The sequence below is a fragment of the Microbispora siamensis genome, from assembly GCF_016863095.1.
GTDB classification, from domain to species: domain Bacteria; phylum Actinomycetota; class Actinomycetes; order Streptosporangiales; family Streptosporangiaceae; genus Microbispora; species Microbispora siamensis.
Genome location: NZ_BOOF01000041.1, coordinates 55,425 through 70,365 on the forward strand (window position 1 = coordinate 55,425; position 14,941 = coordinate 70,365).

At 72.1% G+C, this 14,941-nt stretch carries 11 protein-coding genes; 3 read left to right on the top strand and 8 right to left on the bottom strand.

Annotated features, from left to right (window positions below):
- Positions 1-17 precede the first annotated feature (17 nt).
- From zwf to tkt, 4 genes are all read right to left on the bottom strand, one after another.
- Complete coding sequence (gene zwf, locus Msi02_RS31310) at positions 18-1,538, bottom strand: glucose-6-phosphate dehydrogenase (RefSeq protein ID WP_143737806.1); 1,521 nt, start codon at positions 1,536-1,538, stop codon at positions 18-20.
- 205 nt (positions 1,539-1,743) lie between these two features.
- A complete protein-coding gene (locus tag Msi02_RS31315; protein ID WP_204051539.1) occupies positions 1,744-3,369 on the bottom strand; it encodes a phosphoglucose isomerase-related protein in 1,626 nt (541 codons plus the stop codon).
- A 7-nt stretch (positions 3,370-3,376) separates the two neighbouring features.
- On the bottom strand, positions 3,377-4,480 hold the full coding sequence (tal, locus tag Msi02_RS31320; protein ID WP_079319894.1) for a transaldolase: 1,104 nt from the start codon (positions 4,478-4,480) through the stop codon (positions 3,377-3,379).
- A 10-nt stretch (positions 4,481-4,490) separates the two neighbouring features.
- Positions 4,491-6,632: a transketolase gene (gene tkt / locus Msi02_RS31325; protein WP_204051540.1), complete on the bottom strand. Its 2,142-nt coding sequence runs from the start codon at positions 6,630-6,632 to the stop codon at positions 4,491-4,493.
- Between the two features lie 213 nt (positions 6,633-6,845).
- Between tkt and Msi02_RS31330 the strand changes: the two genes are divergently transcribed.
- Entirely contained in the window at positions 6,846-7,799 is a 954-nt protein-coding gene (locus Msi02_RS31330) for a heme o synthase (RefSeq protein WP_079319896.1), read from the top strand.
- 262 nt (positions 7,800-8,061) lie between these two features.
- Here the strand turns inward: Msi02_RS31330 and Msi02_RS31335 are convergent, their stop codons facing one another.
- Positions 8,062-8,460 (bottom strand): nuclear transport factor 2 family protein, encoded by a 399-nt coding sequence (locus Msi02_RS31335; RefSeq protein ID WP_204051541.1) that lies wholly within the window; start codon positions 8,458-8,460, stop codon positions 8,062-8,064.
- A 275-nt stretch (positions 8,461-8,735) separates the two neighbouring features.
- Positions 8,736-10,283, bottom strand: a complete 1,548-nt coding sequence (locus tag Msi02_RS31340) for a N,N-dimethylformamidase beta subunit family domain-containing protein (protein WP_204051542.1) — start codon at positions 10,281-10,283, stop codon at positions 8,736-8,738.
- Between the two features lie 145 nt (positions 10,284-10,428).
- On the opposite strand from Msi02_RS31340, the gene Msi02_RS31345 reads away from it, so the two are divergent.
- Complete coding sequence (locus Msi02_RS31345; protein ID WP_204051543.1) at positions 10,429-11,781, top strand: PrsW family intramembrane metalloprotease; 1,353 nt, start codon at positions 10,429-10,431, stop codon at positions 11,779-11,781.
- A gap of 25 nt (positions 11,782-11,806) precedes the next feature.
- Here the strand turns inward: Msi02_RS31345 and Msi02_RS31350 are convergent, their stop codons facing one another.
- Both Msi02_RS31350 and Msi02_RS31355 read right to left on the bottom strand, forming a co-directional pair.
- On the bottom strand, positions 11,807-13,294 hold the full coding sequence (locus tag Msi02_RS31350) for a carboxyl transferase domain-containing protein (RefSeq protein WP_204051544.1): 1,488 nt from the start codon (positions 13,292-13,294) through the stop codon (positions 11,807-11,809).
- Positions 13,291-14,145 (bottom strand): fumarylacetoacetate hydrolase family protein, encoded by an 855-nt coding sequence (locus Msi02_RS31355; protein WP_204051545.1) that lies wholly within the window; start codon positions 14,143-14,145, stop codon positions 13,291-13,293. Before Msi02_RS31355 ends, Msi02_RS31350 begins: the two co-directional genes overlap by 4 nt.
- A 62-nt stretch (positions 14,146-14,207) precedes the next feature.
- On the opposite strand from Msi02_RS31355, the gene Msi02_RS31360 reads away from it, so the two are divergent.
- Positions 14,208-14,933, top strand: coding sequence for a FadR/GntR family transcriptional regulator (locus tag Msi02_RS31360; protein WP_204051546.1), 726 nt, complete (start codon positions 14,208-14,210; stop codon positions 14,931-14,933).
- Positions 14,934-14,941 lie beyond the last annotated feature (8 nt).

Below are 14,941 nucleotides of genomic sequence, written 5' to 3' on the forward strand. Positions count from 1 at the left end.
CTCGCTGACAGCCACGCTCACAGCCGCCTCCAGGCGCGTCCGTCCCTGGCCAGCATCGCGTCGGCCGAGGCGGGGCCCCAGGAACCGGACGCGTACCCCTCGGGCTTGCCGTGGGAGGCCCAGAACTCCTCGATCGGGTCGAGGATGTTCCACGACAGCTCCACCTCCCGCTGGTGCGGGAACAGCGGCGGGTCGCCGATGAGCACGTCGAGCAGCAGCCGCTCGTACGCCTCGGGGGAGGACTCCATGAACGACTCGCCGTAGGCGAAGTCCATGTTGACGTCCCTGACCTCCATGGCCGTGCCCGGCACCTTGGAGCCGAAGCGCACCGTGATGCCCTCGTCCGGCTGGACGCGGATGACCAGCGCGTTGTGCCCGAGGATCTCGGTGTCGTCCTTGCTGAACGGCAGGTGCGGCGCCCGCTGGAAGACGACGGCCACCTCGGTCATCCGGCGGCTGAGCCGCTTGCCCGTACGCAGGTAGAACGGCACCCCGGCCCACCGGCGGTTGGCCACCTCCAGCTTCACCGCGGCGTACGTCTCTGTGGTGGAGTCGGGGGAGATGCCCTGCTCCTCCAGGTAGCCGACGACGGGCTCGCCGCCCTGCCAGCCCCTGACGTACTGACCGCGGGCGGTGCCGGTGGCCAGGTCGGCGGGCAGCTTGACGGCCCGCAGCACCTTCTCCTTCTCCCGGCGCAGCGCGTCGGCGTCGAAGGAGGTCGGGTCCTCCATCGCGACCAGCGCGAGGAGCTGGAGCAGGTGGTTCTGGATCACGTCACGGGCCGCGCCGATGCCGTCGTAGTAGCCGGCCCGGCCGCCGATGCCGATGTCCTCGGCCATCGTGATCTGGACGTGGTCGACGTAGCCCCGGTTCCAGATCGGCTCGTACAGCGTGTTGGCGAAGCGGAGCGCCAGGATGTTCTGGACGGTCTCCTTGCCGAGGTAGTGGTCGATCCGGAAGACCGAGCTCTCCGGGAACACCGCGCTGGTGATCTCGTTGAGCTCCCTGGCGCTCTTCAGGTCGTGCCCGAACGGCTTCTCGATGACGACCCGGCGCCAGGCGCCCTCGGGCGCCTTGGCCAGGTTCGTCCGCTTGAGCTGCTCGATCACGACCGGGAAGAACTTCGGCGGCACCGACAGGTAGAACGCGTAGTTGCCGCCCGTGCCCCGGGTCTCGTCGATCTCCTTGAGCATCATGGCGAGCACGTCGAAGGCGCCGTCGTCGTTGAACTCGCCCGGGCAGAAGTGGATGCCCTCGCTGAGCTGCTTCCAGACCTCCTCGCGGAACGGCGTCCGCGCGTGCTCCTTGACCGCTTCGTACGTGACCTGGGCGAAGTCCTCGTGCGCCCAGTCGCGGCGGGCGAAGCCGACCAGGGAGAAGCCCGGGGGCAGCAGCCCCCGGTTCCCCAGGTCGTAGATCGCCGGCAGCAGCTTGCGCTTGGCGAGGTCGCCCGTGACGCCGAACAGCACGAGCACGCAGGGCCCGGCGACCCGGGGCAGGCGCCGGTCGCGCGGGTCGCGCAGCGGGTTGGCGGCCATGGTCAGCTCGGTCGTCGCGGTCGTGGCGGCCTGAGCGGCGGCCAGCACCGCCTGCTCAGCGCTCGTCAGCTCGTCCCCCGCCTGCTGCACGGCGCCGCGCGCCTCCGGCGCCTGCCGGGCGTCGTCGGCGGGGGCCTGCGGCTCCTGTTGCTCCGTCATGTGTCCTCCCTGCGGACGGGCCCTTCGCCAGTAACGCATCGCATGGTCAGAGCTCCTCCGCCACGGAGAGCAGGTGCCTGACCCCGGCGACGCGGTCGGTGAGGTGCAGGCGCACGGCCGGCCTGCCGCGGGAGGTCAGGGCTCCCAGGTCGCCCAGCGCCTGCGCGAGCTGCAGCCTGCCCAGCGTGTAAGGCTTGCCGGGGACGTCGACGTCGTCGGTCACCGCCCCGGTGATCTGCAGGAACACCCCCGACGCCGGCCCACCCTTGTGGTACTGCCCCGTGGAGTGCAGGAAGCGCGGGCCCCAGCCGAACGTGACCGCGTGGTCGGTGCGGTAGTCGAGCAGCGCCCGCAGCGTGGCGACGTCGGCGCTCGCCCAGGTCTCGGTCATCTCCTCGAAGGACGCCTCGCCGACGACCGCCGCGTCGAACGCGGCCTCGCGGTCGAGGTACGCCATGATCGCCAGGTAGCCGCGCTCCGGAATGGCGCGCAGCAGCCAGGTGAGGACGTCGGCCAGGTTCTTCAGGTCGCCGGGCAGGTCGCCGTACACCTCGACCGGGCCGTCGGTGAGCACCGGGGTGCCGGTCGGCAGCGGGCCGTCCCCGGCCTCCTGCAGGATCCGGGTGGTGTTCTCCTTCGACTCGGCGACGTTCGGCTGGTCGAACGGGTTGATCCCGAGCACCCGGCCGACGACGGCCGTGGCGTACTCCCAGACGAGGAACTGCGCGCCGAGCGGGCCGTCGACGGTCGTGCCGCTGTCGGGCCCGATGGTGACGAGGAACTGGTCGTCGGCCTCGGCGGCCTCGGCGCCGACGACGGGCAGGATGCCCTTGCCCTCCTTGCCGGTCGACTCGGCGATGAGCTGCTCGATCCAGTCGGGCAGGCCGGTGATGTCGGACGGCGCGTCGCGCAGGATCAGCTTGTCGCGCCCGTGCAGCGCCCGCGCGCCGAGCAGCGCGCCGAGCTCCAGGCCCGGGTTGCCCTCGTCCTGAGCGAGCAGCGGCGCCACGGCGGCGGCGTCGTCGAGCAGCCTGGCCACGTCGGCGCCCGCCAGGGCGCTCGGGACCAGGCCGAACGCGGTGAGCGCGCTGTAGCGGCCGCCCACGTTCGGGTCGGCGAGCACGACCGGGTATCCGGCCTCGATCGCCGTCCGCTCCAGCGGGGAGCCGGGGTCGGTGACGACCACGATCCGCTCGGCCGGGTCGATCCCCGCGTCGCGGAACGCCTGCTCGTAGACGCGCCGGTGGCTGTCGGTCTCGATCGTGCCGCCGCTCTTGCTCGCCACCACCACGATCGTGCGGTCGAGCCGGTCGGCGAGCGCGCGCCGCACCTGGTGCGGGTCGGTCGTGTCGAGGACGGTCAGCGGCACGTCCTCGGTGGCGCAGATCACCTCGGGAGCGAGGGAGGAGCCGCCCATGCCGGCGAGCACCACGTGGTCAAGGCCCTCGGCGCGGGCCCGCTCCACCAGCTTGGCGATCTCCGGCAGCAGTTCCCGGCTCGTGCCGGGCAGGCCCAGCCAGCCCAGCCGGATCGCGGCCTCGGACTGCGCCTGCGGGCCCCACAGCGTGGAGTCGCCCGCGGCGAGGGCCGCGGGCACCCCCTCGGCCACGAGCTTGTCCTTGACCGCCTTGACGGCGTCCGCCTCGTCGCCGAGGGTCACCTCGATTGTCATATGCAGCTCAGGCCTTCCGCAGCTCGCCGTCGACGGTTTCGAGAAGCTCGCTCCAGGACGTCTCGAACTTCTCGACGCCCTCCTCCTCCAGCGCGCGGACGACGTCGTCGTAGTCGATGCCGGCCTGCTTGAGCGAGGCCATGACGTCCCACGCCTGCTGGTAGAAGGGGCGGATCGTGTCGCCCGAGATCCGGCCGTGGTCGGCCGAGGAGTCCAGCGTCTTCTCCGGCATGGTGTTGACGACCCCGGCCGTGACCAGCTGCTCCACGTACAGGGTGTCGGGGTAGTCGGGGTTCTTCACGCCGGTGGAGGCCCACAGCGGGCGCTGCGGGTGCGCGCCGGCCGCGCGCAGCGCCTGCCAGCGCGGCGAGTTCATGACCTCCTCGTACGCGGCGTACGCCAGGCGGGCGTTGGCCACGGCGGCCTTGCCCTTCAGCTCGGCGGCCTCCGGCGTGCCGATCTTGTCGAGGCGCTTGTCGATCTCCGTGTCCACGCGGCTGACGAAGAACGACGCGACCGACTCGATCGTGGCCAGGTTGAGGCCGTTGGCCTTCGCCTTCTCCAGGCCGCTCAGCCAGGCGTCCATCACCTGGCGGTACCGCTCCAGCGAGAAGATCAGCGTGACGTTGACGCTGATGCCCTCGGAGATGGCCTGGGTGATCGCCGGCAGGCCCTCGACGGTCGCCGGGATCTTGATGTGCACGTTGGGCCGGTCGACCAGCCACCACAGCGCGCGGGCCTCGGCGATCGTCGCCTCGGTCTTGCGGGCCAGGCGAGGGTCCACCTCGATCGACACGCGCCCGTCGACGCCGCGGGTGGCGTCGAAGACCGGTCGCAGCACGTCGGCCGCCCAGCGGATGTCGAACGTGGTGATCGCGCGTACGGCCTCCTCGACCGTCACGCCGCGGGTGGCGAGGTCGCGCAGTTGCGCGTCGTAGGCGTCGCCCTTGCTCAGCGCGGAAGCGAAGATCGTGGGGTTGGAGGTGACCCCCGTCACGTTCTTGTCGCGGATCAGGGCGGCGAGGTTGCCGGAGCGCAGCCGCTCCCGGCTGATGTCGTCGAGCCAGATGGAGACTCCGGCGTCCGTCAGCCGCTTCAGATTCTCATTCATCCTTCGTCCCTCAGTTTCCGGTCGTCTCGCCCTTGTCGGCGCCCGTCTTGGCCAGGCTGGCCTTGGCGGCGGCGACGACGCGGTCGGCGGTGAGGCCGAACTGCTCGTAGATCGTCTTGTACGGCGCGGAGGCGCCGAAGTGCTCGAGACCCAGGACCTCGCCCGCATCTCCCACGAACTCGCGCCAGCCCAGCGTGATTCCCGCCTCGACCGCGACCCGGGCCTTGACGGCGGGGGGCAGCACGGTCTGCTTGTAGGCGGCGTCCTGCTCCCGGAACCACTCCACGCACGGCATCGAGACCACGCGGGTCGGGATGCCCTGCGACTCCAGGATCGTGCGGGCCTCGACGGCGAGCTGGACCTCGCTGCCGGTGCCGATGATCACGACCGCGGGCTGGCCGTTGGACGCGTCCTGCAGGACGTAGCCGCCCCGCGCGACGGCGTCCGGGTCGCCCGTGCCGTCCAGGGTGGGGACGTTCTGCCGGGTCAGGGCGAGGCCCGCCGGCCGGTCGTTGTGCTCCAGGACGGCCTTCCACGCGGCCGCCGTCTCGTTGGCGTCGGCCGGGCGGACGACGTCCAGGCCGGGGATCGCGCGCAGCGCCCACAGGTGCTCGATCGGCTGGTGGGTCGGGCCGTCCTCGCCGAGCCCGATCGAGTCGTGCGTCCAGACGTAGGTCACCGGCAGCTTCATCAGCGCGGCGAGCCGCACCGACGGCCGCATGTAGTCGCTGAACACCAGGAACGTGCCGCCGTACGGGCGGGTGCCGTTGTGCAGCGCGATGCCGTTGAGGATGGCGCCCATGCCGTGCTCGCGGATGCCGAAGTGCAGCGTCCGGCCGTACCGGTTGCCGGGGAACTCCTTGGTCTGGTACTCGTCCGGGATGAAGGACGGCTCGCCCTTCATCGTGGTGTTGTTGGACTCCGCGAGGTCGGCAGAGCCGCCCCACAGCTCCGGCAGCACCGGCGCGAGCGCGCTCAGCACCTCGCCGGACGCCTTGCGGGTGGCGACCTGCGAGCCGATCTCGAACGACGGCAGCGCCTTGTCCCAGCCCTCCGGCAGCTTGCGCTTGGAGATGCGGTCGAACAGCTCCGCCCGCTCGGGGTTGGCCTCGCGCCAGCTCTGGTAGCCCTTGTCCCACTCGGCGCGCAGGGCCCGGCCGCGCGCGACCACCTCACGCGCGTGGTCCAGCACCTCGGCGGGCACCGCGAAGCTCTTGTCGGGGTCCATGCCGAGGACGCGCTTGGTCGCGGCGACCTCCTCGGCGCCCAGGGCCGAGCCGTGGATCTTGCCGGTGTTCTGCTTGTTCGGCGCCGGCCAGCCGATGATCGTGCGGAGCTTGATGAACGTCGGCCGCTCGGTCTCGGCGCGGGCCGCCTCCAGCGCGTCGTACAGCGCCTGGACGTCCTCCTTGTACTCGCCGGTGGCGGTCCAGTCGACCTCCAGGACGTGCCAGCCGTACGCCTCGTAGCGCTTGGCGATGTCCTCGGACAGGGCGATCTGGGTGTCGTCCTCGATGGAGATGTGGTTGGAGTCGAAGACCACGGCGAGGTTGCCGAGCTTCTGGTGGCCGGCGAGGGCGCTGACCTCGTGGCTGATGCCCTCCTCGAGGTCGCCCTCCGAGGCGAAGCACCAGATCATGTGGTCGAACGGCGAGGCGCCGGGCGCGGCGTCCGGGTCGAACAGGCCGCGCTCGCGGCGGGCCGCCATGGCCATGCCGACGGCGTTGCCGATGCCCTGGCCGAGCGGGCCGGTCGTGGTCTCCACACCGGCCGTGTGGCCGTACTCGGGGTGGCCCGGGGTGAGGCTGCCCCACTGCCGGAGCGCCTTGAGGTCGTCCAGGGTCAGGCCGTAGCCGGACAGGTAGAGCTGAATATAGAGCGTCAGGCTCGAATGCCCGCAGGAGAGGACGAACCTGTCGCGTCCCGCCCACTTGGGATCCGAGGGGTCATGACGCAGGACCCGCTGGAAGAGAAGGTAGGCGGCGGGCGCGAGGCTCATCGCGGTGCCGGGGTGACCCGATCCCGCCTTCTCCACGGCGTCCATCGCCAGGGCCCGCACGACGTCGACCGCCTGCCGGTCAAGGTCACTCCACTCAAGGCTTGCGCTGCTCAACTGCTCGATCCCCTCTTGTTTTCGCGCCGGTTCTGGCATTTCCCGCCCACAGGGGACCCTAACGGGTTCCTCGTAATACCGTTTGGTAGCCACCTCGGTAACGCCGCCTGCGGCTTCGGCCCCGGTTCGGGGACCACCTGCGGTGGCGACTACAGTGATTTCGCAAGTGCCGGCTGCCGCCCGGAGACAGGCTGCCCGGAGATCCGCCCTAATCAGAGGTTACGCGTTGACCCCGCACGTGTTGGAAGCGCCTTGACGGTCCTGACGAACAAGCAGACGGCGGCCCCTCTCGGGTCCACCGCGACGGCCACGGCTCCCCGCTCCATCGGGGCGCTCGTGAAGGCCTACGTGGCGCTCACCAAGCCCCGGATCATCGAGCTGCTGCTGATCACGACCCTGCCGGTCATGTTCCTCGCGGCGCATGGCCTGCCCGACCTGTGGACCGCGGCCGCCACCATGGTGTTCGGCACCCTGTCGGCGGGCAGCGCGAACGTCCTGAACTGCTACATCGACCGGGACATCGACCGGACGATGCGGCGCACCCGCAGACGGCCGCTCGCCAAGCACGACGTGTCGCCGGCGGGCGCGCTGATATTCGGTGTGATTCTCGGCACTCTTTCCACGCTCGGCCTCGCCCTCGCGGTCAACGTACTGGCCGCGGCGCTGGCGCTGGGCGCGATCCTCTTCTACGTCTTCGTGTACTCGCTGGTGCTCAAGCGGCGTACGTCACAGAACATCGTGTGGGGCGGCATCGCCGGCTGCATGCCGGTGCTGATCGGCTGGGCCGGCATCACCGGCGGGCTGTCGTGGGCCCCGGTCGTGCTGTTCGGCGTCGTGTTCTTCTGGACGCCGCCGCACACCTGGACGCTCGCCATGCGCTACCGCGAGGACTACGCGGCGGCCGACGTGCCCATGCTCCCGGTCGTCACCACCGAGCGCCGGGTCGTCCAGCAGGTCGTCGCCTACACCTGGGCCACCGTGCTGTGCTCGCTGCTGCTGTGGCCGGTCGCCGGCACCTCCCTGCTCTACCCGGCCGCCGCGCTCGTGCTCGGCGCGGTCTGCCTGGTGGAGGTCTACCGCCTGCTCGGCCGGGTGAACGCCGGCAAGACCGGCGTCGACCTGCGCCCGATGCGGTTCTTCCACTGGTCGAACATCTACCTGGCGCTGCTGTTCCTCGCCGTCGCGCTCGACTCCCTGTTCGTCTGATCCACCCACGAGGTCCCGTCCGAGAGGAGTTCGGACGGGACCTCGTCCTTTGTTCCGGTCAGATGGTGATGACGACCTTGCCGAACGCCTTGCCCGAGGCGTAGTGGCGGTAGGCGTCGTGAGCATCATCAGTTCCCGGAAGCTCAGAGACGCCGCGCGTACGGCGACGACGACCTGACCGGCGCCGGGGACCGGGCCGGGGTGGTCTCTGATCGTCAGCCCGCGAGCCCGGCGCCGCTGTCGAGGTGGTAGCCGCGCATGATCAGGCCCGGGCCTCGGAGTCGGTGGCGAGCGGGACGGGGGCGCCGGTCTTGCTGTAGCCGAGGGCCGCGAAGATTCTCCCGTCACGGACCCGCATGAGGTTCACCCCGCGCACCGAGTCCTCGGGGCCGTCGCCGAACCGGTAGCGCCACAGAATCGTCGCGCGGTCGCCGTCGACCCAGACCTCTTCGGGCCCGAACTGGGTGGTGCGGTCGCCGGCGAGCGCCCGCCAGAACGTCAGGCACGCCTGGCGTCCCTCGACGCGCTCCCCGTCCGGGGCCGGCTGGATCGCCTCCATCACGCAGTCCTCGGCGATCAGGTCGTCGAGGATCTCGGGGTCGTGCCGGACGAACGCGTGGTTGAAGCGGTCGATGACCTCGGCCGTGGTTCGTTGCGGCACTTCGGCTCCTTGGAAGGGATAGAACGTTCGGTCTATAGTGTTATATCGACCGGTCGATCTACTCGTCAACGGGACCGGGGTCTGCGATCAGGTCGGATTCCTCGATCGGCATCCCGGCAGCCCGGCAGACCAGCACGTCGAGGTCGCCACAGCGCAACCCGGCGCGATCCCGGCGAACGCGTCGACGTGGGAGGCCTGCCGGAGAGACGAGGGCTCCTGCCGCCTGGAAGGGGCGGAGCCCGGCCCGCAGCCGCTCCCTGGCGATGCCGTGAGCGTCAGCGGCGATAGGTACGGCGGACGTTGTCGTCGGGCGTGGGGAGGCGCTCGGCGGCGGGGCCTTCTGCGAAGCCCTTCAGCACGTTGGTCGTCGCCCTGGTGACGAAGGCCCGCGTACGGGCGTCGATCCCGTGGGCCCGCGGCAGGTCGCGGGTGCCCGCCATGAGCGTCTCGGCCCACCGCATGGTCCCCGAGGCGAACACCCCGGCCCCGCTCGGGACCGTGTAGTAGGCCGCGTCGGCGAAGCTGGGCCGCCCCACGCAGGTCACCGGCGAGTGGGCGAGGATCTGCAGCGGCCTGGGCGTCGGCACGTCCGTGTTCACCCGGTCGTATTCCACGCCCACCAGGTGCGGGAACGCGTCGCCGCGGCGCACGCCGGTGTCCGCGAAGATCCAGTGGCCGGGATCGTGCACCACGAACGGCGCGTCCACGGGATAGCCGTCGTAGTACACCCCGATGAGCGACGACTCGGGATCGGCCTTCGGCGCCGCCCTGAAGTCGGTCGTCGCCAGCGACGGGCGCGTGCGGACCAGCGGATCCTGGTCCACCGCGGTCTTGTAGCAGACCACCAGCCTGCCGTCCTCCTCCATGCGGACGCGGCGGTAGCAGGTGTTGGCGCCCAGGAAGGCCAGGTTGGCGCCCGCGTCGCGAGCCTCGGTCACCGTGCGGCGCACCCCGGGCGTCCAGTACTCGTCGTGTCCCAGGAAGATCACCGCGGCGGCGCCGCTGAGCACGTCGTCGCCGGCCTCCAGATCGCCGCCCGTCGTGTACGCCAGGGGCAGGCCGAGTCGTTCGGCCAGCGCCACCACCGGCCGCTCGTGGATGAGGAACTTCTCCATCCCGGTGCGGTCGTAGGGCCGGTCGAAGCTGACCGCGAGCGAGCGGCTCTCGTAGCGGCCGTCCTCGCCGTAGTAGAGGCTGTAGCCGCCCCACCGGTTGTACGCCTGCCAGGTGGGGGTGGCGTGGACCAGGACCGTGCGGCCGGCTCCGGAGGCCGAGCGCACGACCATCGGCACGTAGCGCTGGTGGCCGCGCTCGGTGTCCAGGCGCAGCAGGTACGCCCCCTCGGGCCAGCCTTCGGTGGAAACGCTCAGGGAGCGCCGCCACCCGGCCCGTACGGTGCGGGTGTCGCCGACGAGTCGTCCGCGGCCCTGGTCGCGTCCCCTCATCCACCCGGAACGCCACACCCGGCGGGCGAGTGTCCCGCCGTACCAGCCCATCCGGTAGGCCGTGACCCGATAGCGGCCCTCGGTGGTGGAGACGTGCAGCCCGAACGTCTCCCCGGGCAGCACGCTCGCGCGGTCGCTGTAGCCCTCGATCGCCTCGTCGGGGCCGCGCCTGCGCACACGCCAGTCGGGGTCGCCCGGCTGCAGCCGTTCCGGCACCGGCTTCCCGGCCGCCGTGGGGGCGGGAGAGGGCGCGGGGGAGGCGGGAGCGGAGGCCTCCCGGGACCCGGGCGCGCATGCGGCGACCGAGCCGACGGCGGCGGCGCACGCGACCCGGAGGAAACCGCGTCGTCCGAGCCCGCCACGTGGTGCGACATCCATGATCGCCCATTGTGCCCGCAACCGGGACGTGCTCGGGACGGACGGCACGCCCGGCCTGCGAGATACTTGCCCCGGCACGGAATGCATGGGGATCTTTTGGGGCCGGAGGAGGACCTCGGCGGGCGTGGTCGGTTACAGTCGCACAGTGGCAGGCCTCGACCCCCGCGCCGTTCTCAGGGAGCGTCCGTCCATCGGCCTCATCGTGGGTCTGGTCGTCGCCGGAATCTGCGCCCTCGTGTCGTTCTCCTTCGACATCATCAACGGCGAGCCGGTCCAGTTCTTCATCGCGCTCGGGCTCGCCGTGGCCCCCGTGCCGCTGCTGCTCGCGGGCGTGCTCGCTTTGGACCGGATGGAGCCGGAGCCGCGCAGCAACCTGATCTTCGCGTTCGCCTGGGGCGCCGGCATCGCCGTCCTGCTCGCCGGCGTGCTCAACTCGCTCAACCTCGTCTACGTGGCCCATCAGCTCGGGGACACGACCAGCGCGCGCAATCTCGTCGCGACGTTCGGCGCCCCGCCCGTGGAGGAGACGGCCAAGGGGCTGGTCCTGCTCGGGCTGCTGTGGTTCCGGCGGCAGGAGCTGGACGGGCCCACCGACGGGATCATCTACGCCAGCATGGTCGGGCTCGGCTTCGCCATGTCGGAGAACGTCAGCTACTACCTGGCCGCCCTGGAGGAGAACGGCGCGCAGGGGCTGGCCGCCACGCTCGTGCTGCGGGCCGTGCTGTCGCCGTTCGCCCATCCGCTGTTCACCTCCCTGATCGGCATCGCGGTGGCGTACGCCGCCCAGCGCGGGGGCGCGGTGGGGGTCGTCGTCATCGTCATCGGGTGGATCGGCGCCATGCTGCTGCACGGCCTCTGGAACGGCTTCGCCTCCTTCGGCGGCCTCGGCGGGCTCGCCATCGCCTACCTGCTGCTGATGATCCTGCTCATCGTCGAGATCATCGTGATCTTCCGGGACAGACGGCGGATCGTCGGCCTGATCCAGCACTACCTGCCGCCGTACGAGCGCAACGGGCTGATCAACCAGGCCGACATCTTCATGCTGTCGTCCCTGCGCCGGCGGCGGCAGGCCAGGGCGTGGGCCAAGGCCCACGGCGGCAGGGCCGGGGCACGGGCGATGATCGACTACCAGGTCGCCTCCACCGAGCTCGGGCTGCTGCACGCCCGCGCGGCCCGGGGCGGGGTGGACGAGGAGACCTTCCGCGCCCAGCAGCGGTCGCTCGCGGATCTCATGGCCTACGCCCGGATGTCGTTCCCGCTGCCGGAACGCCACCAGGCGAACGCCGCGCGGGGGGTGCCCCCGCCGGGGTACGCGCCGGGCGCCCCGCCGCCGGGCCGGTGGCCGGGCGGCGGCCCCGCGGTGCCGCCCTGGTACGGGCAGCAGCCGGGCGCGCCGGGCTACGGTCCGCCGCCGGGTCCGCCGCCTCCCGGCCGGCCCCCCATGGGCGGCCCGAACCCGCCGCGGAACGGGCCGCAGGACCCCGGGTGGGGGAACTGACGGGCGTCGTCCTCGGGGCGTCTCCTCACGCCGGGGTACGGCGCTGGCTCTCGATCTGGCGGAGGCACTCGTCGGCGACGCGGCGGGCGAACCCGGCAGGATCCCGGTGCGCCGGCACCGGCTCGGGCACGACGGCGTGCACGGTGCCGTCGGCGAGCAGGTCGACCGCGCGCACCCGCTGCCGTCGGGCCACCTGCGCCGCGAACTCGGGACCGCCGTGCAGGATCGCGCTGGCGCCCTCCGGAGGTAGAGGGGACAGCCACGCGTTGCCGGCCGCGATCACCCGGCGGGACGGCAGCAGGGCCAGCGCGCCGCCGCCGCTGCCCTCGCCGAGCAGCACCGAGACGGTGGGGACGGTGAGCTCCACCATCTCCGCCAGGCAGCGGGCGATCTCGCCGGCCAGCGCGCCCTCCTCCGCGGCGGCGGACAGGTCCGCTCCAGGGGTGTCGATGACGCAGATCAACGGCAGGCCCAGTTCCTGGGCGAGGCGCATGCCGCGGCGGGCGCCGCGCAATGCGGCGGGACCCAGGGGACGGTGCTGGGACTGGGTACGCCGGTCCTGCCCGACGAGGACACAGGGAGTGCCGGAGAAAGAGGTGAGCGCCAGCAGGAGCGCGTCGTCGGTCTCCCCGGACTGGGTGCCGTTCAGCGGCAGGACGTCGTCGGCGGCATGACGGAGCAGTTCCCGTACGCCGGGCCGGTCGGGCCGGCGGGTGAGGGTGATCGAGGACCAGGCGTCACCCCCGGTGCCCGCCTGCCCCGTCTCGGCCTGCGCCGTCTCGAACTGCGCCTCCCGGGGCGGCGTCCCGGCGGCTGGACGGCGTGTTCCGGAAAGACGGCGTGTTCCGGAAAGGAGGGCGAGCGCGCGGGCGGCCACCTCGGCCAGTTCCCCCGTGGGGACGACGGCGTCGAGGATTCCCTTGGCGACGAGGTTCTCGGCCACCTGGACGCCGTCGGGAAACGGCTGTCCGCGCAGGGTCCGGTAGACGAGGGGGCCGAGGAAGCCGATGAGCGCGCCGGGCTCGGCGACCGCGACGTGCCCGAGCGATGCCCAGGAGGCGAACACGCCGCCCGTCGTGGGATGGCGCAGGTAGACGAGGTAGGGCAGGCCGGCCGCCTTGTGCGCGACGACCGCCCGGCTGATCTCGACCATCCGGACGAACGCCGGCGTTCCCTCCTGCATGCGCGTGCCGCCCGAGGCCGGAGCGGCGATCAGCGGCAGTCGTTCTCGGGTGGCCCGCCGGACGGCGGCGACGATGCGCGCCGCCGTGGCCACTCCGATGGAGCCGCCGAGGAAGCCGAACTCGCTGACGACGAGCGCGGCCGCGTGCCCGCGGATCAGCGCCCGGCCCGTGAGCACGGCCTCGTCGGTTCCGGCCTTCGTCTCCGCCCGCTCGATCGCGGCGAGGTAGCCGGCGTCGTACCCGGTGCGGTCGATCGGCTCGTCCCAGGAGCGGAAGCTGCCGGGGTCGACCGTGGCGTCGATCAGCGCGCGGGCGCCCAGCCGGGTCATGCGCCGCGGACCCGGGCGTCGTTGCCGACGATCGGGTTGCGCACCGTGCCGACGCGCTCGACCTCGACCTCGACGACGTCGCCGGGGTGCAGGAGCCACGGGGGAGTGCGGGCGTAGCCGACCCCGGAAGGGGTGCCGGTGGCGAGCAGGTCTCCCGGGCGCAGCGTGAACGTGCGCGAGATGAGAGCGAGGGTGTCGCCGACGGTGTAGACCATCTCGTCGGTGCGCCCGTCCTGCACGACCTCGCCGTTGACCCGGGTGCGCACCCGCAGGCCGTCGCGCAGGTCGCCGACCTCGGCCGCGGGCACCATGGGACCGAGGGGCCCCGAGTTGTCGCCGTTCTTGCCGAGGATCCACTGGCTGGTCAGCTTCTGGGCCCTGCGCGCGGTGATGTCGTTGAAGGCCGAGTAGCCGACGACGGCGGCCAGCGCCTCGTCCGGGCCGGCGTCCACCAGCGGCGCGCCGACGTACGCGACGACCTCGCCCTCCCAGTCCAGGCCCTCCTCGTCGGACGGCACCGGCACCGGAGCGCCGTCGACGGTCAGCGACCGCGTCCAGCGGGCGAACAGCGTCGGGTGCGGCGGGACGCCCTCGCCGGCGAAGGAGCCCTCGGCGACGTGCTTCAGGTAGTTCAGCCCGATGCAGATCACGCGGGCCTCCGGCAGCACCGGCGGCACGAAGGCGACCTCCCGGGCCGGGACGGATTCGCCGGCGGGCTCCCGGGAGACGAATCCCTTCGCGTCGGCCCAGAACCGCTCGAGCGAGGCCAGCACCGTGACCTCGGCGCCGTCGGGCGACAGCGACGCCACCTCCACCGGGCCGCCGTTCCGGCGGATCCCCACGATCCTCATCGGCCGTCTCCTCCAGTCCACAATCTTGCGAATCCTTCAAAAGGTTCGTAGGTTTAAGGACTATGCCGCAGACAGACCTTCCGGGACAAGTCCCGGACGACCCGCTGACCGGGGTCGGGCGGGGTGCCCGCACCCGTGCCGAGCAGTTGGCCGCCGCCCTGGACGACCGCATCCGCTCGCGCGGGCTGGCGCCCGGGGCCCCGGTCGGGACGCTGGAGTCGCTGCGCGCGGAGACCGGTCTCGCCTACGCGACGGTCAGCGAGGCCGTACGGCTGCTGCGCGACCGGGGTGTGCTGGAGATCCGGCCCGGACGCGGCGGGGGCCTGTTCGTCGCCGACCGCGGGCCGGTGGTCCGGCTGCGGCACACCCTGCTGAGCGTCGCGGAGGAGCCGGGGACTGTCGCCGACGCCATCGAGCTGCGTGACCATCTCGAGGAGCTCATCGACGTCGGCGCCGCCAGGCATCGGACCGGCCGGGACGTCGCCGACCTCCGCCGTCTGCTGGAGCAGATGCGCGCCACGCCGGACTGGGACGGCTTCATGCGCGTCAACTGGGCGCTGCACGAACGGATCGCCGCGATCAGCCCGAACGCGATGGCGCGGGCCGTCTACATCGGCACCCTCGGCCATCTGGGCACCGCGTCCTCCCGGCTGGCCGACGACGACGCGGCCGCCGCCCACTACCGGGCCGGCCGCTACCAGGTCCACGCCGACCTGGTCGAGGCGATCGCCGACGGCGACGAGGCCGCCGTCCGCGCCGCCGTCGCCCGGCACAACGCCACCACCTGAGACCGACC

Excerpts from the sequence above, each read along its gene's own strand:
- zwf (WP_143737806.1), bottom strand. The coding sequence starts at position 1,538 with ATGGCCGCCAACCCGCTGCGCGACCCGCGCGACCGGCGCCTGCCCCGG.
- Msi02_RS31315 (WP_204051539.1), bottom strand. The coding sequence starts at position 3,369 with ATGACAATCGAGGTGACCCTCGGCGACGAGGCGGACGCCGTCAAGGCG.
- tal (WP_079319894.1), bottom strand. The coding sequence starts at position 4,480 with ATGAATGAGAATCTGAAGCGGCTGACGGACGCCGGAGTCTCCATCTGG.
- tkt (WP_204051540.1), bottom strand. The coding sequence starts at position 6,632 with ATGCCAGAACCGGCGCGAAAACAAGAGGGGATCGAGCAGTTGAGCAGC.
- Msi02_RS31340 (WP_204051542.1), bottom strand. The coding sequence starts at position 10,283 with ATGGATGTCGCACCACGTGGCGGGCTCGGACGACGCGGTTTCCTCCGG.
- Msi02_RS31350 (WP_204051544.1), bottom strand. The coding sequence starts at position 13,294 with ATGACCCGGCTGGGCGCCCGCGCGCTGATCGACGCCACGGTCGACCCC.
- Msi02_RS31355 (WP_204051545.1), bottom strand. The coding sequence starts at position 14,145 with ATGAGGATCGTGGGGATCCGCCGGAACGGCGGCCCGGTGGAGGTGGCG.
- Msi02_RS31360 (WP_204051546.1), top strand. The coding sequence starts at position 14,208 with ATGCCGCAGACAGACCTTCCGGGACAAGTCCCGGACGACCCGCTGACC.